Origin of the sequence: Sphingomonas sp. Leaf37, assembly GCF_920939475.1 — a bacterium.
In the GTDB taxonomy this organism is placed as follows: Bacteria; Pseudomonadota; Alphaproteobacteria; order Sphingomonadales; family Sphingomonadaceae; genus Sphingomonas.
The window spans coordinates 43056-65659 of the sequence record NZ_CAKLAX010000005.1; the positions used below are offsets into that span (position 1 = coordinate 43056).

The 22604-nt window shown below is 63.4% G+C and carries 17 protein-coding genes; 9 read left to right on the forward strand and 8 right to left on the reverse strand.

From position 1 onward, the window contains the following. Positions 1-108 precede the first annotated feature (108 nt). The 3 genes from LRA87_RS16465 to LRA87_RS16475 are packed head-to-tail and all read left to right on the forward strand — an operon-like array spanning position 109 to position 8650. Complete coding sequence (locus LRA87_RS16465; protein ID WP_329958605.1) at positions 109-3096, forward strand: SNF2-related protein; 2988 nt, start codon at positions 109-111, stop codon at positions 3094-3096. Then, positions 3093-7133, forward strand: a complete 4041-nt coding sequence (locus LRA87_RS16470; protein WP_230781696.1) for an Eco57I restriction-modification methylase domain-containing protein — start codon at positions 3093-3095, stop codon at positions 7131-7133. Before LRA87_RS16465 ends, LRA87_RS16470 begins: the two co-directional genes overlap by 4 nt. Then, positions 7130-8650: a hypothetical protein gene (locus tag LRA87_RS16475; RefSeq protein ID WP_230781697.1), complete on the forward strand. Its 1521-nt coding sequence runs from the start codon at positions 7130-7132 to the stop codon at positions 8648-8650. The genes LRA87_RS16470 and LRA87_RS16475 overlap by 4 nt, the downstream gene beginning before the upstream one ends. Before the next feature lie 615 nt (positions 8651-9265). On the opposite strand, the gene LRA87_RS16480 is transcribed toward LRA87_RS16475, so the two are convergent. After that, on the reverse strand, positions 9266-10552 hold the full coding sequence (locus LRA87_RS16480) for a type II toxin-antitoxin system HipA family toxin (protein WP_230781698.1): 1287 nt from the start codon (positions 10550-10552) through the stop codon (positions 9266-9268). Beyond that, the gene (locus LRA87_RS16485) at positions 10549-10881 is read right to left on the reverse strand and encodes a helix-turn-helix domain-containing protein (RefSeq protein WP_230781699.1); all 333 of its coding nucleotides are present in this window, start codon (positions 10879-10881) and stop codon (positions 10549-10551) included. Before LRA87_RS16485 ends, LRA87_RS16480 begins: the two co-directional genes overlap by 4 nt. A gap of 286 nt (positions 10882-11167) precedes the next feature. Between LRA87_RS16485 and LRA87_RS16490 the strand changes: the two genes are divergently transcribed. The 3 genes from LRA87_RS16490 (at position 11168) to LRA87_RS16500 (ending at position 12054) form a co-directional block, all read left to right on the forward strand. Beyond that, positions 11168-11374, forward strand: a complete 207-nt coding sequence (locus tag LRA87_RS16490; RefSeq protein WP_230781700.1) for a hypothetical protein — start codon at positions 11168-11170, stop codon at positions 11372-11374. A 95-nt stretch (positions 11375-11469) separates the two neighbouring features. Next, a complete protein-coding gene (locus tag LRA87_RS16495; RefSeq protein ID WP_230781701.1) occupies positions 11470-11757 on the forward strand; it encodes a hypothetical protein in 288 nt (95 codons plus the stop codon). A gap of 6 nt (positions 11758-11763) precedes the next feature. Then, complete coding sequence (locus tag LRA87_RS16500; RefSeq protein ID WP_230781702.1) at positions 11764-12054, forward strand: DUF1488 family protein; 291 nt, start codon at positions 11764-11766, stop codon at positions 12052-12054. A gap of 387 nt (positions 12055-12441) precedes the next feature. On the opposite strand, the gene LRA87_RS16505 is transcribed toward LRA87_RS16500, so the two are convergent. Genes LRA87_RS16505 through LRA87_RS16515 form a run of 3 tightly spaced genes read right to left on the reverse strand, consistent with a single transcriptional unit; the run spans position 12442 to position 18165 of the window. Continuing rightward, positions 12442-15708: an error-prone DNA polymerase gene (locus LRA87_RS16505; RefSeq protein ID WP_230781703.1), complete on the reverse strand. Its 3267-nt coding sequence runs from the start codon at positions 15706-15708 to the stop codon at positions 12442-12444. After that, positions 15705-17489, reverse strand: coding sequence for a Y-family DNA polymerase (locus LRA87_RS16510; RefSeq protein WP_329958606.1), 1785 nt, complete (start codon positions 17487-17489; stop codon positions 15705-15707). Before LRA87_RS16510 ends, LRA87_RS16505 begins: the two co-directional genes overlap by 4 nt. Further along, positions 17404-18165, reverse strand: coding sequence for an ImuA family protein (locus LRA87_RS16515; RefSeq protein WP_230781704.1), 762 nt, complete (start codon positions 18163-18165; stop codon positions 17404-17406). Before LRA87_RS16515 ends, LRA87_RS16510 begins: the two co-directional genes overlap by 86 nt. Before the next feature lie 419 nt (positions 18166-18584). On the opposite strand from LRA87_RS16515, the gene LRA87_RS16520 reads away from it, so the two are divergent. From LRA87_RS16520 to LRA87_RS16530, 3 genes are all read left to right on the forward strand, one after another. Further along, positions 18585-18914 carry a hypothetical protein gene (locus LRA87_RS16520; RefSeq protein WP_230781705.1) on the forward strand — a complete coding sequence of 110 codons (330 nt, stop codon included), beginning with the start codon at positions 18585-18587 and terminating at the stop codon, positions 18912-18914. 213 nt (positions 18915-19127) lie between these two features. Beyond that, complete coding sequence (locus LRA87_RS16525) at positions 19128-19397, forward strand: HU family DNA-binding protein (RefSeq protein WP_230781706.1); 270 nt, start codon at positions 19128-19130, stop codon at positions 19395-19397. Between the two features lie 7 nt (positions 19398-19404). Further along, positions 19405-20070: an SOS response-associated peptidase gene (locus tag LRA87_RS16530; RefSeq protein ID WP_230781707.1), complete on the forward strand. Its 666-nt coding sequence runs from the start codon at positions 19405-19407 to the stop codon at positions 20068-20070. Positions 20071-20134: 64 nt separating this feature from the next. Here the strand turns inward: LRA87_RS16530 and LRA87_RS16535 are convergent, their stop codons facing one another. The 3 genes from LRA87_RS16535 to LRA87_RS16545 form a co-directional block, all read right to left on the reverse strand. Next, the gene (locus LRA87_RS16535) at positions 20135-20980 is read right to left on the reverse strand and encodes a DUF7146 domain-containing protein (protein WP_230781708.1); all 846 of its coding nucleotides are present in this window, start codon (positions 20978-20980) and stop codon (positions 20135-20137) included. Between the two features lie 248 nt (positions 20981-21228). Further along, positions 21229-21552 carry a single-stranded DNA-binding protein gene (locus LRA87_RS16540; protein WP_230781709.1) on the reverse strand — a complete coding sequence of 108 codons (324 nt, stop codon included), beginning with the start codon at positions 21550-21552 and terminating at the stop codon, positions 21229-21231. Between the two features lie 51 nt (positions 21553-21603). Further along, positions 21604-22227: a hypothetical protein gene (locus LRA87_RS16545; RefSeq protein WP_230781710.1), complete on the reverse strand. Its 624-nt coding sequence runs from the start codon at positions 22225-22227 to the stop codon at positions 21604-21606. Positions 22228-22604: the final 377 nt, after the last annotated feature.

Sequence of the window (22604 nt, forward strand, 5' to 3'; positions counted from 1 at the left end):
TTGGACGGCGCGGCAGCAACACGCCTTCTTTTTGGAGAACCTCGCTTCCTTTCAGTGGCAGGAGCCAAAGCTCTCGTTCCCCCCGCGTTTCGGCTGACAGAAAGTGGGTTGGCTCTTGTCGATCAGCTTCGCCAGCGCCGGGTCGCGAAACAATGTGCTGACTGGATCCGGCGCTCTGTCGAAGTCAGGTCCATCAGAAAGATGGGCTTGTTGCACGGAAAAATGGTGCACGTTCATGATGGCGCGCGAGAGCACGCGCTTCTTGGAAGCTCCAACTTCACAGTGAACGGGCTTGGCCTAGCTGAGCGTCCGAATATTGAACTCAATCTTGTTGTCGATAGCGACCGGGATCGAACGGACCTTCTTTCTTGGTTTGACGAAATATGGAGCGATGAGAAGCTAACGATCGATGTCACAGCGGAAGTTCTCCAGCGGCTTGAGCAGCTCGGTGCCCACAATAGCCCGGACTTTATCTACCGTTTGACGCTGTACCACCTGTTTGCAGAGTACCTCGCAGACAGGGCAGAGACCGAGCGGCTCGAAACACCAGCCTTCACAGAAACGGCTGTTTGGCGAATGCTTTATCCTTTTCAGAAAGACGGAGCGCGAGCAGTCTTAGGAAAGCTAAAGCGCTATGGCGGCTGTATCCTGGCTGACTCGGTGGGGTTAGGAAAGACCCTAACGGCGCTCGCCGTCATCAAGTGGCACGAGCTGCGTAACGACCGTGTGCTGGTGCTCTGTCCAAAGAAGCTCCGGGAAAACTGGACGGAGTATCTTTCCTCGAACAACTCAGAACTCAATCCGCTGCGCCAGGATCGCCTTTCCTACACCGTCCTATCGCATACCGATCTCGGCCGAACCAGCGGCCGGGTGGGCGATCTCGACTTGGCCCGGGTGAACTGGGGCGAGTTCGACTTGGTCGTCATTGACGAGTCCCATGCCTTCCGCAACGCTGCTGGCGGCCGCTATCAGAAGCTTCTCGACGACGTGATCCGAGCCGGGCGCCCAACCCGCGTGCTGATGCTCTCGGCGACGCCGGTTAACAATGACCTCGCCGATTTGAAGGCGCAGCTTGACCTTATCGCTAAAGATAGGACGGACGCATTCCAGGCCCTCGGCGCGCCGAACCTGTCGGTCTTGATCGCTCAGGCGCGGCAGCGGTTCAAGACTTGGAGCAAAGCCGGCGGTCGCGACGCCGCCGCGCTGATGGCTTCGCTCCCGCCTGCGTTTAACAGCCTTCTCGACGAGGTTTCGATCGCACGGTCGCGTAGGCATATCGAGCGACACTACTCGGACGCTCTGGAGACCATCGGGCAGTTCCCGGTCCGTAAAAAGCCGATCTCGATTGCTCCGGGCGTTGATCTTGCTGGACAGTTCCCGGCATTCAACGAGATCGATGCGAAGATCAGTGAACTTAAGCTCGCTCTCTACAACCCGTTCACCTTCGTCCAGCTGGAGCATCGACCACGCTATAACGAGCGTGATAATCGAACGGCCGGGTTCGATCAGGCCAATCGCGAGCGATACCTTATCGCGATGATGAAGGTGGGCTTCCTTAAGCGCCTGGAAAGTTCGGTCAATTCGTTCGGCGTTACCATGCGTCGGATGGTCGAACGCATCGATGCCCGCTTAGCGTCGCTCGACGCTTACGAACGCGGCGGTACGAACATTGCCGACGGGGCCCTTCCCCCGTTCGAGGAAGTGGACGGCGACGAGGATCTCGCGAGCGCATTCGAAGTAGGGGGGCGATTGAAGTACGACCTCAGACACATAGACGTCGCCGCTTGGAAAGCTGCACTCGAAGGCGACCGAGCGTGCGTGGCTGAACTCGCTGCCGCGGCAACAGCCGTAGATCCGTCGCGGGACGCCAAGCTGGAACAGCTCAAACAACTCGTTCGCGACAAAGCGGAGCAGCCAAGCCACAACCGTGACGGAACGCCCAACCGTAAACTGATCCTGTTCACCGCCTATACCGACACCGCGCGCTATCTCTATGAGCACATGGCGCCTTTCGCCAAAAGCATGACGTTCAACGTCGGCCTAGTGACCGGCGATCGCAGCGAAGCCACGATCGGCCGCCATCGGTTCCAGGACGTGCTCGCCAACTTCGCGCCGCGGTCGAAGAAGCGAGCCGGGATGCGCGGGATGCCCGACGGGGAGATCGATCTCCTCATCGCGACGGACTGTATCTCCGAAGGACAGAACCTTCAGGACGCCGATCTCCTAGTCAACGTGGACATCCACTGGAACCCGGTCCGGTTGATCCAGCGCTTCGGCCGCATTGATCGTATCGGCGCCCACGCCGAGACGGTTCGGATGGTAAACTTCTGGCCGACCGACGACCTCAACCAATACCTGAACCTGAAGGAGCGTGTGGAGTCGCGCATGGCGCTGGTCGACCTTTCCGCAACTGGCGACGACAACCTGCTCGCGGATACGAAGGAAGCGGTCGAAGGCGAGACCCACTGGCGCGATGAACAGCTGAGACGGCTTCAAGACGAAATCTTCGATCTGGAGGAGGCGCGCGAGGGCGTCGGCCTTGCCGAGTTCTCGCTCGACGAGTTCCGCGCCGACCTGCTTGAGTACGCCCGAGCTAACACGAACGCTTTGGAGGAGGCGCCCCTCGGCCTGCACGCCGTCGCGCCCACTGTCGCTGAGACCGGCAGGTTCCCGCCCGGCGCGATTTTCTGCCTAAAGCGAAAGGGGCCGGCGGCGGAGTCGATGGTGAACCCGCTGGAGCCCTTCTACCTCGTCTACGTCGGCGATAATGGAACAGTTCGCTTTGGCTTCGCCACGCCGAAGTCGGTGCTGACCGCAATAGCTGCGCTGTGTGCGGGGCGGTCCGAACCGATCGAGGCGCTGTGCCACGCATTCGACAAGGAGACGAACTATGGCGAGCGGATGGAGCGTTACGACGCGCTAGCCGCCGCGGCGGTCTCCGATATCGCCCAAGCCTATGCGACGCGCGCCGCGTCGGGGCTTGCGATGGGCCGGGGCGGCAAGCTCGCCGACAGCGCCGCTCAGGCCCGTGCAGACACTGAATACGATCTGATCACTTGGTTGGCGGTGCGGCCTGGCGACGAGGCAGCCTCGTGAGCCACGCGAGGGAAAGCCTGGAGCGCGTCCGCGGCGCTCTCATCGATCTCGCGACCGCGCCGCTGACGAGCGGCGTCGCCGCCTTGCTAGCACGGCTCGGCTACGCCAGCCCTAAAACGCTCGACACCGGCGGCGACCCCCGGGCGCTACTCGGCGCGGTCAGCCTTGAACCCGCCAAGTTCGACGGTTTCGGCGGAGTCGAGGGCTGGCGCACCCTGAGCGTCGTATTCCAGCTGACCGGCGACGAGCTGCCCGCGCTCTCACGCGGCAGCGCGCCGATGACCGCGGACGATTACCGCCGGGCCGATATCGACAGCTTCGTGTTTCTAGCTCTCGACTTAGCAGATCGCGCCTGGACGCGAAGGGAGCTGGTTGGGATCACCCGCGAGCTGAACCGAGGCTTCGCCATGCCTGCGGTCGTCGCGTTCCGGTATAGCGGCCGCCTGACCCTGTCCGTCATCGACCGCCGTCGTCACAAGCGAGACGCGTCGCGCGACGTGGTCGGCGGGCGGATTAGCCTAATCAAGGATGTGGACCTCGCACGGCCACACCGCGCGCACCTGGAGATCCTGGCGGATCTCGGCCTGTCGGCGCTGCGCCCATCGCCGACCGACTTCCGTGCGCTCTACGATCGCTGGCTGGACGTGCTGTCGGCGGCCGAGTTGAACAAACGCTTCTACCGCGACCTCGCCGACTGGTTCGCCTGGGCGAGCGCGCCGAACGTTGTCCATTTTACGCCGGAGCAGGGCAACGGCGAGGGCGATCGGCAGATCGGGTTGATCCGCCTGCTCACACGGCTGATGTTCGTCTGGTTCGTTCGACAGAAGGACCTCGTGCCGTCTGCGTTCTTTGAGCGGGACGGCCTCGGCGCTTTGTTGGCGATCGCGCCGCACGACGATCCCGACGGGCATGGCTATTACCCTGCCGTTCTCCAAAACCTGTTCTTCGCATGCTTGAACACGGAAATGGACGAGCGGGGCTGGCTGCCGCAGGCCGGAAGCGGGGTAACCACCGCCTATCTCGATCACAGCAAGCTGCGCCAGCGCGCGCTATTTACCGAACCGGACTCGGCGCTGAAGCAGTTCCGGCGCGTGCCGTTCCTGAACGGCGGCCTGTTCGACTGCCTGGACGTCGAGGTAAAGTCTGGCGATCCGCGCTGGGATCGCGCGACACAAGAGGTGCGCGCCACGCCTGATCGCCGAGTGCTCAGGGTGGACGGCTTTTCGGAGGCGCCGGAGCGCCAGCCGCGCCTGCCCAACCGGCTGTTCTTCGGCGGCCAGACGAACGCCGACCTGTCCCACTATTTCGGCAAGCCGACCCGCCGGGACGTGGGCGGTCTGATAGACCTGTTCGAACGCTACAAGTTCACCGTCGAGGAGAACACGCCGCTTGAAGAGGAAGCCGCGCTCGATCCGGAACTGCTAGGCAAGGTGTTCGAGAACCTGCTCGCCTCATACAACGAAGACACAAAAACCACCGCCCGCAACAAGTCAGGCAGCTTCTACACCCCGCGCGAGGTGGTCGACTTCATGGTCGACGAGGCGCTGGTCGCCTACCTCGCTCCCGTGCTCGCGCCGCCTCCTGCGGGAGGTTTACGGCCACCCGCGCCAACGCTCGATTTCGGACCCGCGCCCGGCGAGCTGACGCTAGAGCGGCCGTCTATTACGCCGGCGATCGCCGTAGCCGGCGACTCCGATCCGCGACTCCTCCAGCTCCTCAGCTGGTCGGGAGAAACACCCGCCTTCAGCGATGCCGAGGCCGATGCACTAGTCGCCGCCATCGAGCGCTGCCGGGCGATCGATCCGGCGGTCGGCTCGGGCGCCTTCCCGCTGGGGCTGCTTCAGAAGCTGGTGCACGTGCTCAGCCGCCTCGACCCCGGCGGAGCGAAGTGGAAGGCGGCGAACCGTCAGCCGTTCCTGAACGTGATCGAGAACGCCCGAGCGATTAAGTCGCCCGCCGACCGCGCCGCCGAGGTAACGCGCGCGGAGGAGCGACTCTCCGCGTTCGACGCTGCCTGGCCGGAGGGCAGCCATGCCGAGTACGCCCGCAAGCTCTACTTGATTGAGGGCTGCTTGCACGGCGTCGACATCCAGCCGATCGCCGTCCAGATCGCGAAGCTGCGCTGCTTCATCAGTTTGGCGGTCGAGCAGGACGTGCGCGACGACCTGCCCAACCGCGGCGTGCTCGCCCTGCCGAATCTGGAGCTGAAGTTCGTCGCGGCCAATGCGCTGGGCCTAGTCGGGCGCGGGCAGATGGTTCTCCGCAGCAATGAGACCGGCAAGCTGGAAGAGGAGTGGCGCGACACTGCCGCCCAGCTGTTCTCCGCCCGTGATCGCCACAAGAAGCGCGCACTGAAGAAGAGGTTCGAAGGCCTGCGGCACCAACTCAAGGCCAGCCTGGTCGCCGACGGCATGCCGGAGGGCGAAGCGACGCTGATGGCGCGCTGGGATCCGTTCGACGCGAACGGCGCAGCGGCGTTCTTCTCGCCCGAATGGATGTTTGGCTTCGGCAACCACGAGGGCGGCTGCTTCGACGTGGTCCTCGCCAACCCGCCTTACGTTCGGCAGGAGAAGATCGAGAGCTATCTGCTGGACGGTCGCCCGGCCAATCCTAAGAAGCAGCTAGCAGCGAATTACGCCACCGCGGCGGGTACGGCGGACCTGCTGGTCTACTTCTTCGAGCGCGCGGTGCGGCTGCTAAAGCCGGGCGGCGTGGTCGCCTTCATTACCTCAAACAAATGGTATCGTGCCGCCTATGGCGCGAAGCTCAGATCCTGGCTTTCGTCCGAGACCCGGCTCTCCACCGTAATTGACTTCGGCGATGCGGAGGTGTTCGAGGCAATCGCCTATCCGACTATCGTCGTCGCTGAGAAGCGGCCCGCGCGCGTCGCCGCTGCAGTGAACGGCGAGACCTTCCGCGCGCTAAACTGGACGCCGGGCGAAGCGCCGGACGGCTTTCCGGCCAGGTTCGCAACAGAGGCATTCGCCATGCCGCAGACGGCACTGCTCGGCTCCGGCTGGCAACTGGAGCCGCAGGGCAAGCGCGACCTGCTCGCCCACCTGCGGGTCGTAGGTATGCCGCTAGGCGAGTATGCAAACGGGCACGTCTTCCCGGGTGTGAAAAGTGGTCTCAACGAGGCCTACGTAATTGACTCTGAAACTCGTCGTGAGTTGATCGCGCAACATCCAAGTTCAGCAGACGTCATTAAACCGTACCTGAGAGGACGGGACCTGAAAAGGTGGCGTATTGAGTCAAAAGATAGCTGGATAATTTTCATTCCTTGGCATTTCCCCTTGCATGACGACCCAAAAATAAATCTTGCGTCTGAAGTTGCCGCAATTGCGTTTAAGCAGCAATATCCAGCAATCTTTGCACATATTTCCAAGTTCCGCGAGAAGCTCTCTCGGCGTGATCAATCTGAAACGGGCATTCGTTACGAATGGTACGCGATGTCGCGTTTTCGAGACTACTGGCGAGAATTTATGAGTCCAAAGATTATCATGGGTCGCTTCATGGACAAGCCGACTTATGCCTATGATGATCAGGGTTATTTTACCAACGATGCGTTATTCGTGGTAACGCGAGCTGACCGTTATCTTCTTTCAGTGCTAAACAGTTCGGTTAGCTGGTGGTTCCTAAGATCAACGAGTACGGATCTGCAGAGTGGTTTTATTCAAGCGCTCTTGGTTAATCAAAAGGCTATTCCAGTACCTCCTCGTACAGACCCACAAGCGGCTCACTTGGAAATCTTGGTAAGAGCGATCGAGGCAGGCGCAGAGCGACCCCGTCTCGAAGCCCTCATCAACGCCTACGTTTACGAGCTGTTCTTTCCGCAGGAGGTCGCCGCCGCTGGCTCGCCCTTCACCGCCGCACGCGAGGCGGGGCTGGAGCGACTGGCGACCTTGAACGGCCTCGCCCTCGCCCGCGCCGCCGAGGACTGGTCGCGCACTCTTTCTGATCCCGGAAGTCCGCTCCACCGCTCCCTCTTCGCCCTTCAATCCCTCGAACCCGTCCGCATTATCGAGGGCCGGTCGTGACGGATGCCGCGGCTCCCGCTGCGCCGCCTGACGCACCGCGCCTCCGTCGTATCGAGGTGACCGATTTCCGTGCCTTTCCGAAAGATCACCCCGGCGGTTTTGATCTGGGCGACAGCGGCTGCAACCTCTTGGCCTTTGGCGAAAACGGGTCCGGCAAGTCGTCGCTGTATCGCGCGCTACGCGACCTTTTCCAAACGAGCGAGCACGACATAAGGCCATACGGCAACGTCTTCACGGATGGTCCCGCACCGCGCGTGAAGATCACGCTGACGGACGGCACAGTATTCGACTGGACGACGGCGCATCATCCATATGCTCTGGTCACCGACATAGCGCGCCGCTCGTCCTTTTTGACCCACACCGCGTTGCGAGAGCTAATCTACAATCCAGCCGGTCCCGATCAGCCAAACAACATTTTCCGCATCGCGGTCGATGAGCTGATCGACGACTTCGACGCTACTCTGGAAGGTGGTGTACGCCGTTCCGTGGGCGAATTGTGGACTGACGTACAGAACGCCTTCAAGGCGGAGGTAACCACCTCGAAAGGCAAGCGGCGACCGCAATACTACGTTCGGGACCTTGAGGCGAAATGCGCTTCTTTCAATGAGGGCATGCGCCAAGCTCTCGAACGGATCGAAGCTGAAGCAAAGCGCCTCCTCCGCAAGCTACTCGACGTGCTCGGGGTCGACCCGCTCGACCTCGTCGGCTTAACGTTCCCGCAGCTCGTCTACAGTGAAGCCGATAAGGCGATCTTAAATCAGACGCTCACTGCCGCCGTGCGGGTGCGCACGCACAACGTGGTCGCGCCACAAAGCTTCTTGAACGAAGGTCGCCAAACTGCACTTGCCCTAGCGCTTTACCTAGCGGGCCGAAAGGTCTGCGCCCCGCCTGGTCGCGCTGAACTCAAGCTCCTGGTCATGGACGACCTGCTGATCAGTCTCGACGCCAGCCACCGCCGCCCTGTGCTCGACCTGATTCTATCCGAATTCGAAGACTGGCAGATTATTCTACTGACCCATGACCGCTACTGGTTCCAGCTCGCCCGCGAGCAGGTGAAAGCGTCTGGAGTTTGGAAGGCAGTCGAGGTGTTTGAGCGTTTCGACGGCGACGGCCTGCTTGTCCCGCTCGTAAGACCGACGGAAGGTGATCTAGCCGAGGCGACGCTACGACAGGCCGAAGCCTTCCTTACTGACAATCACCCCCATGCAGCGGCCAACTACGCGCGCTCGGGCTGCGAACTGATCCTGAAGCGCTTCTGCGTGAAGAAGGCCGTACCGTTCCCATACTTCGAGGACGAACGCCGACCCGATCTTCAAGCGCTTCTGGATGCAGCCAAAGCGCATGTGGTCGGCGATGCTCCTCGGCAAAAGGCGCTGAGCGACCTCGAAGCGCACAAACGATTCGTCCTAAATCCACTGTCGCACGACCCCGCTAATCCAGTCCCGACCGCGGACGTCGCAGCCGCGATCTCCGCCGTTCGAGAGGTTGCGAAGGCTTGCGGAAAAAACTACCCCTAGTCGGCCGTCATCACGGTACCTGCCAGCTTCCCCGTAAGCGCCGTCAGCAGCCGATCGCACCACGCCGCGGGAAGAGCATCGAAACCGGCCAGGTTGTCGGCAGATCCCCGAAACACGTTCGACCGGCGTCCGCCAGCTATAAGCGTGGCCGTTAGCCGCCTTGTTATTGAGCTCGGCTATTCTGGTATCCGACCAGTCATACGAGCGCTCGTATGACTGGTGGCAGAACCTACAACTTCCCGCACCGCTTGCGCCCTCGTCAAGGACGACAAGCATCCTGACTGCTGACGCTACAGCAAGGCGACCTCCTGACAACCCTTACCGCCAGCTTGCCTTGCGCACCGTGAAATCCTTTCGCGCTGCTTCAATTCCTAGAACCGGGGCTGTTGTGCACCCCAAATAGGCATCGGGAGCTGCATGAAAAAACGTCTACTCACTTTACTTTAGCGCCCGAAAGCGGTCCGGCCGCCTTCCCACCCACCGGCAGACATTCGAGCTCCCTACCCACCGCATGAACGAACGGCCGTTTACGGCAATCGCCTTCCGAAAGCCGACAGGCCGGTCTCCACCATTTTTTACGAATAAACGGATGGTTTTTGGGTCGCTGCCATCGCCTCAAACCAGCACCCTTTGGGCCGCCGCGCGCTCCTCATGCTCGAAAGCCTCGGCAAAGCTGTCCAGATCGGTATTGGTCATACCGAGCGCACGCCCCTCTTCCTGCCACCCCGCGACAGCCTGCTCGACCTTCGCGAGCATCTCCTGCGCACGCACCAGGGTAATGCGAAAGTACGGCAGCACCGACATCAGGGCATCGATGGTTGCCTCGGGTCCAACCTCTTCCGAGACCCAGGTCTTCAGCTCGCGTAGCCGCTCGGGGAACGGGTTAATGTCGAACGCTGGCGCCAGCCGCCACAGGCCACGATCGACGTGCAGGAAGCCGTGGTTCATCAGGTGATCGTCGACATTCGTAATCAGGATCGAGAAAGCGATCCTGCGCCATAGCTCCTCGATGTCGGCGGTGGGGGCGCTGCCATTCACACGTAGCGCATCGACGATCTCGGTATAGGCGTGCTCCTGCGCATCGCCGGGCTCCGCACCGATCATCGTCGCCGCCGAGACGTACATAAGCCGCCCGCCCCCTGCGGGCCGATCGAACCGTCGGATTAGCGCGATCGCGTCTCCATCGCTCTCGATCAGCCGAGCGTCGGCGGCGTCGATCCCGGCGCGGCGGGCAAGCCGCATTGCCAGCACCTCCCCTCGCGTCACCGAGCGCTCGTCGGCGACGCTCGGAAACTTGCCGATCGACAGATGCCCGTCGTCATCGACGACGGTGCATTTGGGGCGCAGTCCGCCGAGCGACGTGCCGAGACCGCGTAGATAGGCAAGGTCCGCTGCGGTTTCGGTATTGGTCTCGACCGCCCGACTGGCCGCCAGGAGTTGGCCCAGCTCAATGAGCGGCGGCGTGGTGCGGCGACCATCCTCGGTCGCGCGCTGAGCATTCCCTTGTTCGTCGACAAGACGCAGCGCGCCAACCCGGCTGACGTCGTCGACCGCCAACAGATAATCGAGGCCGTTCAGAGCGCGTGCGTCGACCTCGTCGCCGCGGCGGCGGGCATCCTGCCGCCGCTTGGCATGGTCGCGCTGGATGACGCGCTTGCCCCATCCGTCCGGTTCGGTGTCCGCGATGGCGGCATGGAAGACGGAGCCGGTGCCGATCTTCCGGTGAAATTGCGGACCGGCGACGAGCGGCAGCGCAGGCTCGAGGGCGAAGCGGTCGGGGTCGGCGAGCCAAGCGGCATCATATTCAAAGCCTGCGCTCTCGCGGCTGCCCTGCTGATTGTAGTGCAGCAAGCCGACACGGCGGGCTTCGTCACCGATCTGGATGCCAATCGTCCGTCTCATAGCGAAACGGGCGGTTTGGGTCTGCGGACGCGCTGCGGCATCCGTTCGATGTCGAGTAACAGACCCTGCTCGTCTTTCTTGGCGTCGAGGATCTCTCCAAGGCTCTCGCCAAAACCCAGAACGAAGAAGGTCATGGCGTATGTACCCAACGCGACGGTCGGGTCGCCTTTTTCCAGCTTGAGATATGTGCTTTTGGCCACACCGATGCGTTCGGCCATCATGACCACCGTGAGGCTGCGCTTCTTGCGCGCCAGCGCAATATCGGTGCCCAGCTTAGTTAGGCTCCGCCTCACGCGCGGCGGAAGAGTATCAGCGACAGTCGATCGCATATAACGTCTCATATAAGCGCCCAAGAGAGCAATACGGTATGTTATACACGACCTTACGCTACCAGTCGAGATAGTCGGTTCAAGCCGGGTTGCCGGGTTCGACAGGAGCGAATGCAAGTGCCTGCTCAGGCGGCATCGACAGAACCGGCAATCTCAAACAAAGCGTCGGCGGTGGCGCCTTGCTCTTCAGGTAGCCAGCACCGCGGGGCGTGGTACGTGTAAGTCGCATGGCGCGAGGCTATGTCGTTAGTCTACCGATCAGACCGAGCAACCTTCCCGAGGCAGAATGAAAGCCCTAGACGCCCTGAAGGCTGCACCCCCTGAGATGCGCGCAGCAGCGCTTGCCGTTCTCGATCAGGTGTCGGCGCCATTGACCGAGCGACAACTCGCCAGCGCTTTTCGCGCACATGGCATCGGGCTGCTCGCAGCCAAACGCATGGCACGAGCCCTGTGCAAGCTCGATATCATCGCGGTCGCCCGTCGCAGCCCTTGAACCAGACCTTTGCAGCCTTCGGACTGGCATGAACGCGCCTCGCTAGGCTACATTCAAAATTGCGCCAAAAGCCAGATGCGAGAAGGTAGACGATCATGACAGAGGCAACCTGGGGTGAAAGCGCGAAGACGCCCGAGATCAATTGGCGAATGAGCGCGTCGCTCGAAAACGTCCCGCGCGGCGATAACGATGTCGCTGAAGTCACCAACCTGGAGCGAGCGGTTCGGGATTGGCGCGAGTTGGACCCCGAGCATCAAGCGGCGGCCGTCCTGACGGTGGAGCATCCCGTTCAGATTGATGGCGCATCTAGCACGACGTTCGCCGGTGAAGGCATTGCAGCCTTGGCCGACCATATACCTGCTTTCAGCCCGACCGAGGAGTAAGCCGGCATGGCCAATCCGAGCGTCCGTTTCGAGATGGGGGACTATTACTGGGTTGCCGAACGCGAGAGCGTCGGCTTCACGGGCACCACCAACTTAGGAGTCGTCGAGTTCCTCATCACCAGTGAGGCTTTGACGCAGCTCCTCGATCCCGATCGCGATACGCTCGATTCCGAAACTGCCCTCGAGGTCTTCATCGAGTTCGAGAGCGACATTCACAGCATAGCACAGCGCGAGTTCGTCAAGCGGCTTGGCGGGGAGCCCCCGATTTTGCTGACCGCGGCCGACGTGGAGAGCTGAGACTACGGAAAATGGCAGCGTCAGCGGGATCTATCCGTAGCATCTGACCGCACGATCCCCGATGTGCCTCATCCAACGGTGCGGACGGCTCTCATGTCACTGATCCAGCACTTCCTCATATCGGCCTGCGCGGCGTAGCTGACGGACAATGCCGTTGAACGCAGCGGTTACGCCCTGCGCCCTGCCGATCTCATTGTCCTGGCGCGCCGCGTCCCAGTAGAGCTCAAGAGGCCAACGCTCCGGGCAATGCGGTAAGAGACACCGAAGCGCCAAGCGAACCTCTACGCCGTCCACGCGCGCGTCCGAGCAGCGGGCGACGCCGCCCCGCAGTATATGGACCGATAGCGCGATAACGACGCGCTGGTGGCGAGCGAGCTTTGCCATCGCTCAACGAAAGTCATGCGATTTGAAGCGGACGGCGTCCTCGGGGTCCATGCCCTCAGCATGCGGTGGCCAGTAGCAGTTGCGCGGCTCCGGCTTCCAACCCGCGTCACCCCGGTCAGGCGATCCGGCATGCTTGGCCCCGTCGCCGCGGCCGGTCCGATGGGGGAACGACATCTCGCCCACGCGGTGCAGCAGGTCACCATGGTCGATGATCCGGTCGCAGATGACGTGGATCACCTCGCCCTCTTTCTGCACCCTGCCTTTCATGCCGATCATCGACGCGGACATGATCGTGCGGCGTTGCCGCTCAAACCGATCCGGCCACAGGATGCCGTTGGCGATCCCGGTCTCGTCCTCGATCGTGATGAACAGCACGCCTTTGGCGGAGCCGGGCTTCTGGCGGACCAGAATGATCCCGGCGACCTCGACGTGCCGGCCATCCCGGATGTTCGCGAGTTCCGCGCATTTGGTCACGCCACGCCTGGCGAGCTCATCGCGAACGAACGTCAGCGGATGCGTCCGCAGCGACAGCTGAAGCGAACGGTAATCCTCGATCACTTCGCGCCCGTCCGTGAGCGGTCGGAGAGCGACGGACGGTTCGACCCCTTCGGCGCTGATCGTCTCCGCCGCGCGATCCGCGGCGGCGAACAGCGGCAGCGGCGCCTCGCCAAGGCCCCTCACCTTCCACAGGCCCTGCCGCCGATCCGTTCCGAAGCCGTGAAACGCATCGGCATCCGCCAGTTTTTCGATCGCGGCACGCTGGACGCCGGATCGACGCCACACGTCCTCGATGGAATCGAATAGCGTCGTGCTGCGTGCGCCTACAATCGCGGCGCCGTCGGCGTTCGACAGCCCGCGCACCTGGCGCAGGCCGAGCCGAACCGCGAGGTAGCGGCCGCCTGTCGGCTCCAGTGTACAGTCCCAGCGGCTGGCATTGATGCACGGTGGCCGCACCTGGACGTCGTGCGCCTGAGCGTCACGGACGATCTGCGCTGGTGCATAGAATCCCATCGGATACGCATTCAGCAGCGAGGCGCAGAAGACGTCGGGATGATGATGCTTCATCCAGCTCGACGCGTACGAGATCTTCGCGAAGCTTGCTGCGTGGCTTTCCGGAAACCCATAAGAGCCGAAGCCCTCGAGCTGGCGGAAGGTGCGTTCGGCGAAGTCACGGGGATAGCCACGCGCGACCATGCCCTCGACCAGCTTTTCCGAGAAATGCGATACGCCACCGGTGACCTTGAACGTTGCCATGGCGCGGCGCAGCTGATCCGCTTCGGCCGGCGTGAAGCCGGCGCCTACGATGGCGACCTTCATCGCCTGTTCCTGGAATAGCGGCACGCCGAGCGTCTTTTCCAGCACCGCGCGCAGCTCGGGCCTGGGATATTCAGGCTTCTCCAGCCCCTCGCGCCGACGCAGATAGGGATGAACCATGTCGCCCTGGATCGGTCCGGGTCGGACGATCGCGACCTGGATCACGAGATCGTAGAACCGTCGCGGCTTCATCCGCGGCAGCATCGACATCTGCGCGCGGCTTTCGATCTGGAAGGTGCCGAGCGTGTCGGCCTTCTGGATCATCGCGTACACCGCCGGATCGTCGTCCTGGAGGTCGGCCAGCCCGACGCGGATGCCCTTATCCTGCTCAAGCATGTTGAAGGCGCGGTTCATGCAGCCGAGCATGCCGAGGCCGAGCACATCAACCTTCATGAACTTCAGCGCATCGATGTCGTCCTTGTCCCACTCGATGATCTGGCGATCTTCCATCGCAGCGGGCTCGATCGGCACGAGATCGTCGAGCCGATCGTGCGTCAGGACGAACCCGCCGGGGTGCTGGCTCATGTGGCGGGGTACGCCGATCAGCTTGCGGGCGAGCTCCAGGGTCAGGCGCAGCCGGCGATCCCCGATATCGAGGTTTAGCTCCTCGACCTGCTTCTCGCCCACGCCTTCGGCGGACCAGCCCCACACCAGCCCGGCAAGCGAGGACGTCAGGTCTTCGGGCAACCCCAGCGCCTTGCCGACATCGCGCACCGCACCGCGAGCGCGGTAGCGCTGGACGACTGCAGTCAGCGCGGATCGGTCACGGCCGTAGGTCTCGTAGATCCACTGGATGATCTCTTCACGGCGCTCATGCTCGAAGTCGACGTCGATGTCGGGTGGTTCGCGCCGCTCGCCCGACACGAAGCGTTCGAAGAGAAGCTCGTGCTTGATCGGATCGATCGAAGTGACGCCTAGCACGAAGCACACGCACGAGTTCGCGGCCGAGCCACGCCCCTGGCACAGGATGCCGCGGCGGCGTGCTTCGCGCACGATCGCATAGACGGTGAGGAAATAGGGCGCGTAACCCAGCTCGCTGATCAACCGCATCTCGTGGCCGATCTGGTCGGTATAGGCAGCCGGCACGTTGCCATCGAACATCCGCTCGACCGCCTCGGTGGCGAGCTTCTGCAGCGCGTCCTGCGCACTGAGGCCATCGATCAGCCGCTCGTGGGGATATTGATAGGCCAGCTCACCAAGATCGAAGGTACAGGCCCGGGCGATATCGACGCTGGCGCGCAGCGCATCGGGATAATCACGAAAGCGCCGGACCATTTCCTCCGGCGATTTGAGCGCGCGATCGGCATTGACCTCGCGTCGATAGCCCAACTCGTCGACGGTGCATTTCTCGCGCACGGCCGTAACCACGTCCTGCAGGAGGCGAGCCTCGGGCGCATGGTAGAGGACGTCACCTGTCGCGACCGCGCGAACCCCGGCGACCATTGCCTGCCGCGCCAGCGCGTCGATCCGCACGGCGTCACCTGGACGCCGACGCTGGAACAGCGCCATGTATCCGCGCCGGCCATAGACCGACTTCAGGTCGGCAAGGCCCGCGAGGTTCGCCTGATCCGCCTCGTGCGGCAGCAGGATAGCGATGATTCCCGCCGACCAAGGCTCGAGGTCGTGCCAGTGCAGCAGGCAGCCCCCCTTCCCCGCCCGTTTCTTGCCGACGGTCAGGAGCCGCGTGATCCGTGACCAGGCGGGGCGATCGGTCGGATACAGGATAAGGCGCCGCCCGCAGGACAGATTGACACGCGTGCCGGCGATCAAGCGGACGCCGGTCGCCTTTTGCGCCTCCCAGGCGCGCACGACGCCCGCCACCGTGCCGATGTCGCTGATCCCGATCGCCGGGTAGCCGAGCAGCGCCGCTGCCGCGAACAGTTCGTCAGGGCTCGATGCGCCGCGCAGCAGCGAGAAGTGGGTGAGCACCTGAAGCTCGACATAGGGCGCGCTCATGCGAACACACCGTGGATCCACCAGCTGAGATCGCCGGTATCATCATGGGTGCCGTCGCCGCGCCGGAATACCCAGAAACGGCCGCCTGCCTCATCCTCGACGCGGTAATAGTCCCGTACCGCCCAGGTCTCGGCGTCGCGGCGCCACCATTCGCCGTGGATCCGCTCGGGGCCATCGCCGGCCACGACCTTGTGCGCCTCGCCACGCCACTCGAAGCGCCGCGGCGGTTGATCGGGCAGCAGCGCAATGACGCCCCATAAAGGTTCCGGTCTGGCGAAGAGCCGCACGGGCCGTCGCCATGTCGGCCACCCTGCCGGCATTTCGACCGGGTCGGCGCGCGCGACCGCGCGCTCGGGTACATGGCTCGGGATCGGCGCGATCCGATAGACGGCATTCGGGCCGATGCGGCCGGCGACGACATCGACGAGGCGCGCGGGGTCGCGCACCAGAACCTCGCCGGCTAGCACTGCGCCCAGATCCACTGCATCGAGCGGCTCGGTATGCGGCGCCACAAGCAGGAACTGCTCAAGCCCCAGTCCGGGATCGATGCGCTCGATCCTGAGCTTCATGAGGCGCAGGAGATGGGAGACGTCGCGTGTCGGCCGCGATGTCCCGACCGCCACGACCTGTTTGGTCCCATCGACGCACAGCCCCGACAGGCGGAGCGATCGCGCACCAAGCCCCCTTGCCTGCAGCACCTCGGCCAAATCGCCGAGTAAATCCTCCATCACCTGCGCGATCGCCTCGGCCGTCCCGATCGGCTCGAGCAGGCGGCGCTCGACGGCTGGAACGGTGACATCTTCGCGCGGCGTTATCGGCTCTGCCACGCCGCCGAGCGCCTGATCGAGCCGGGTGATGGCGGGCACGCCCAGCCGCCGCGCGAGCGGGCCGCGCGCGACCGGCAAAAGGTCTGCGATAGTCTCGAAGCCGAACCGCTTGGCAGCGCTGAGCGCCGTGCCGGTCAGCCGCAAGGCGGCAATCGGTAGGGGCGATATCGCCTGGACAGTACCACCGGCCGGCACGATCGTCAGATCTTCCCGGGCGTACCGGGCGAGCGCGTGTGCGGCACCAGGCGTGTCGGCGACCGCGATGCGCGCGGTAAATCCGGCACGCTCGCAAAAGGTGCGCAGGTGTCGGCAAAAGCGCTCTTCTCCCCCGTAGAGGTGATCGCAGCCGGCGAGGTCGAGCCATAGGCCGTCGGGCGGCGTCGCGGCCGCAATGGGCGACCAACGCCGAACGGCAAGCAGCGCCAGACGGTCGAGCAGGACCGCGTCCGCTCCTGGTTCGGCGGGCCGAACGTCGAGATCGGACACGAGAGCGCGGGCGTGGGTCGCGGCCATTCCGACATGGATGCCGAGCGAGGCCGCCGCAACGCACGCCGCCACGACTTCCTCACGCCGCCCGACCTTGCCGACGAGCGCCAGCGGAGCATGAGCGGTTGCGGGCCGTGTCACGATCATGGCCGGTCGGGTGACCGACTGGCTCTTGTACGGATGGCTCGCGGCTTCCGATCGCCGCCCGAGTTCGCGCATAGGCGGCTTCGCATGCGCCGGAAGCGCCGCGATTTGGCCAGCAACCTCGACCTTGGTCGGCGATTGCGCCCGCGCCCAGCGCGCACCCGGCCTCCATCCGCCACCCCTCGGGACAGAGCATTCACCCGGATCGTCGTCGATCGGGAGCTGGAGCGCTAACCGCTCAGGCCGCGGCGTGGCGTGCCGGTCCAGCCGTCTCAGCCGCTCGATGGCCAAGTGCGGCAGGAACAGCGAGACAACCCGTCTCATCGCACCCCTCCACGATCAAAGAGAAGGACCCGCCGGTGCGTTGACGCGCCAGCTCGACCGACCAACGGGCGCGTCCCACCCCGGCAACCGTGAGCCGCTGCGACGGGGCGCTGGCGACCCGCCAGCGCGTCCAGGCAGCGGAGGGCTCGCCGAGCGGGTCTTGCGATCGGCCCCGCCAGCGGCGCAGGAGCAGTACGGGAATGTCGGCTTCCGCCGCGACAAGCTGCAGGCGGCGGGTGGCGACCATCGAAACCTTTGCCGCCTCGGCCACCACCGCTGCCGGCGTACCATCCCGGATCGCGTCCTCGACGACCGCCAGAAGCGCGGCGTCGTCCCTGGTCTGAGCGTAGATCACGTTTGCCGAGTGCAAACCGGCTTGCGCCACGCCGGGCGCGTAGAGATCGTTCCGGCAGCTTGCCCAAAGCACTGGGGCACGCATGTTCTGCGCTTCTCGTGCGGCAACACCGGCAAGGAACAGCGTGGCAGCCGCATCGTCAACCAGGGAACAGGTGCGTGCGGCGACCTCGTGCAACGCTCCAGCCCGGAGCCCTCCCCCGTTCAGACGATTGTCCAGGTCACCAACCCCGAACGGCAGGACCCGGTAATCGGCGATCGGCATCGCAATGCTTCGCAGATGGGCGATGCTCTGGGGAAGCGAATCGAGGACGGCTGACATGGTGGCTAGACTCTATGTGTTCGCTTTATGTTCCGTTGCCGTCGACGCTTGGTCAACGGGTTTATGTCTGCCAGATCGGGACTTTTTCGCTTGACCACGTCCAATGGCGGGACGGTACGGAGTCGTAACGAACATGTGCGCTACAGCGCGATTCCGAGTGAGTTGCCAGTATCGCCGAGCACGATCACGAGCAGTCGCCACGAAGGCTGGCGGTACGTGTTGCGTGGAACGATTACCCAACAGACCAAAAACAAACCAAGAAGATTTTGCTTTCGTTCTGCCGTCGGCTGACTCATAGAATCGGGATGCCGATCCGCCCCGAGAACCGATGGCTTTACCCGATCGACTGGCGCCAACTGTCGGACGTGATCCGGTTCGATCGGGCCGGCGCGCGCTGCGAGCATTGCTCGAGACCGCATATGCGTCGGGTTGCACATCTTGGCGATGGTCGCTGGTGGGATGCCGACGCCGTGTGTTGGCGCTCCGGTCGTGGCAAGCGGATCGCGCTCAAGGGCGGCTTCAATCTGGCGTCAGTACGAACGACTTATGTCGTGCTGGCTTGTGCGCATCTCGATCACGATCCAGGCAACAGCATGCCCGGCAATCTCGCGGCGCTCTGCCAGCGTTGCCATATGCTCCACGATGCGGCCGAGCATAGATGGCAACGCTGGTGGAACGTCTTTCGTCTGCGCGCGATCCGAGACCTGTACGAAGACCCGCGCCTCACGCGAGAGCGCTGCGCGCGTTAGAAACCCGGTCGACCGCTTTGCGTTCGCTCGGGCGCCAGCTCGGCGACCGCCCCCTGCCCGCACCCCGGCTGATACACGTCGGCCACGTCATGATCGGCCAGTTTGGAGACCATCAGGCGGGCGTCCGCGACTTCGCCTTGTCGAGCAGCATCATTGTATCGCCGCTCGGTACGGCTAAAGGTCCGGCCAGATCCACAAGGGAGAGTAAGTAGCATGAACATTGGTGAGCTGGCGAAGGGCGTTGCTGGAACGACAGGCACTAGCGAGGCAGAAGCCAAGGCCGCGATCGCTGCCGTGTTCGAGCAGATCGCAGGCGCGGCCGCAAAAGGCGAAGAGGTCTCGATCGCCGGCTTCGGCAAGTTCTCGGTCAAGGATCGTCCTGAGCGCCAGGGCCGCAATCCGTCGACTGGCGAGGCGATGACGATCGCGGCGTCGAAGAAGGTTTCGTTCACGCCCGCCAAGGGTCTGAAGGACAGGCTCTAAGACTTGAGTGCCGGCGGGCGGAGCTTGCCGGCCCCGAAAGGGTGCGCGGATGTGCAATCGATACAGGCTGACGGCGAAGCAGGCAGAGATCGCCGCGACGTTCGGCATCCGCCCGCCTTACGAGCCCGACGAGACGTACCCGGTCCCCGACATCTTTCCGACGGGCAAGAAGACGCCGTTCTACGGCCAAGTGGTCATCCAGGACGGCGCCGACCGGAAGATCGAGCGGATGGAATGGGGTGTACCGACCCAGGTGCCGAGTAAGCGCGACGCAAGCGTGAAGCTCACCAAGTACGTGACTAACGTGCGCAATCTCAACTCGAGCTTCTGGCGGTCGATGCTGACAACGCCGGCGCGTCGTTGCCTCGTGCCGGTGACGGCGTTCTCCGAGTTCGGGATCGCACCTGGCGAGGACGGAAAGAAGCCGCTGCACTGGTTCGACGTGCCTAGCCGCCCGATTTTTGCGTTTGCCGGAATCTGGCGACCGACCGAGCGCGGGAATGCCTATGGGTTCTTGACCACCGAGCCGAATGCGATCGTCGCGCCGATCCATCCAAAGGCGATGCCGGTGGTGCTTCACGACGAAGATTACGATCGCTGGCTATCGGCACCATGGGACGATCTGAAGGGGCTCGTCGCCCCCTACCCTTCCCAGTTGATGCGGCTCGGCTGACGCGCCCATGATCCGCGTGATTTAACTGCCGCAGTTGCGGTTTCATGCGCTCCGCTGATGCGCGCTAGGCATCGTTCCAATCGTCGTGATGCTCGGGCACGCGGCTGATGAGCTCGCGCCCGTTCGCTGTCAGGTGATCGCGTGCCTTTTCGAGCAGTCGTTCGGCCGCGCGGCCTCGGTCACCGTAAACGATCACACGGCGGACCTTCTCCGGGATCGCGACGAAGGCGAGCCGTTCGACACCGCCCAGCGCCCATGTCGGCGTTCCGAACCATTCGGTCGCCGACCGCGCGTCCTCGATCCCTTCGGCAAGGCCCAGCTCGTGCGTAGCGGGTGCAAGCCGGATCGCTGCTGTGCCGAGCAGTCCGAGCGCAACCTTCGGCTTTGGGATGGGCTTGCGCAGCACATCGACAGGATCGAGAAAGGTCCGCTGGACGGCGACCAGGCCGCGGTCGTTTTCGACCGCGGCGATCATCGCGGGCATCACGCGTCTATCGGCACCGGAGCCGGATATGGTCGCCGGGTTGAAGCGCAAAGCCTTGGGATAGGGCGCGGCAAGGCCGCGGGCGACGAGATAGGTTTCAGCGAGCGTACCAGCGATCGGCACGCTGGCGTTCCAGATACGCAGGGCGAGCGCGCCCATGTCGCGCTTCGGCTTGCCCTTCGGCATCGCCACGGCAGAACGATCATGGAGCGCCATGCGCTGAAGAGCCTTCAGCACCTCGGGCACTGTGCAGCCGGCAAAACAGTGGAAGAGGATCGCCGAATTGCCGAGGCGGACGGACAGGCTGGGTGAGCCATCGTCATGAGCCGGGCAGCGGCATTCGCCGCGAGTGCCGCGCCACACCCCGCCGAGTTGTTCGACGATGGTCTTGGCTCGGATTTCGGCATCGAGCGGTAGTCTCGTCATCGGCCACGTCCCGTGAAGTTGGTCGGTTTGGGTCACTTTTGGCCTCCGGAATCACCGAAGGCACAGGCGGCATCCTCCACTCTGGATGGTCGGCATAAGAAGGTCGGCCGCGCTCGGCGCGACGATCTCTTTCGTCCGGTTGGCAACCAGGCGAGGATCGTCACCCGGCCGGGTCGGGACGGCCAAGCTGGCTCGACCGCAACGCGGCGGAGGTCGAGCCGTGCCGCCAACCCGCTTCCGACCCCCAATCAGCTATGCTCGGCTTCGGCCTTGGTCAGGATCGAGAAGGTGTCGGCGATCAGCTCGGTGCGGTAGGAAACCTCGTTGCCTTCGCCGTGGTTGCTCTCGCGGACCCGGCCGGTGACATGCACCAGATCACCCTTCCCGGCTGCTTCGACCTGGGGTCCAACATTGGAGAAGCACACGACGCTGTTCCACAGCGTGTCGGTCTTCCAGTCGTCGCCGTCGCGGCGGTTATAATTGGCGACGACGCTCACATAGGTGACCTTCTCGCGCGCCGTGATTTTGCCGATGCGACCGATGATCCGGAACTCGGCAATATTCTGTGGCATGATGTCCTCCTTCGTTGATGTTCGGATCGGATCCGGCGGGCCTGTGCGAGCCTAGTCGCGCTCCTCTTGCCGGTGCGCAAAGTGGTAGCGCGCCACATTCTCGGGCGTCGCGTATGTGTCGTAGGCCTTCGTCCAGTCGCGCCGGATGGCCTGCTGCGCCGTCCGGAGTGGCACGCGGCGCTCGCAAACCAGTCGCCATAAGACATAGGCCAAGGCATTCCTGTCGGCCGCGTTCGCTTGGCCGCGACGGGGCTGGAGCCACAGATCACGTCGGTCGAGCGGCGCGCCGCCAAGCGAGATCGGAATCAGATGGTCGAGTTCGTAGTTCGCAAAGGACTCGCCTGGATGCTGCGCGTCCATCAATCGCCGTTTGACGGGCGCGGTAACCGCAAAGGCGGGGCGGACCGATCGTGCATAGCCGGGTCGGCAGATCGTCGTGCCGATGTTCGCCTGAGTGATAGAGGGATCGACGGCCCCTGGCGTATCGCGGGGCAGCAGGATGCCGGTTCGGTCCACCCGCAAGAAGGGATTGCGGAGCGCCGTCGATAGGCCGGCAACGGCATCGCAGAAGTCATGAGTCGCGGCGACGCTGCAGGCCGAAACCTCACCTCGCCTCCCAGCCCGCTTGTCGTCGAACGGCCGATACCAGAAGCCGATGGCGATCAAGAGCGCCAACCCGCCCGATATAGCTTGCAGCTTCAAGAGCGAATGGCCCGTATATCCACCGTCGTCCCAGTCAACTCGAAACCACTCGACAACTGACTCAGCTAGGTGCTGGCCTAGCTGACAATTGCCTACAGCCGTTTGAAACACATCTCCTATGGTCATGATGCAATACCGTGCCTCTAGTCGCAATAGATTACGCCGTATCACTCCATAATCGCGAATGGATCGCTCCAGATGTGTTGTTGTTTGTCTTATGCTTCAGGTTTAGCCCTTTGATGTCGATGTCCTGTAGTCGCTGACATCTGCTTGGGTTCAATTCAGCAATGGTGCATTGGTGTGCTTCCGGCGAGTATCGTAGCGAAGGCAATTCAACTCTGTGCCGCCGG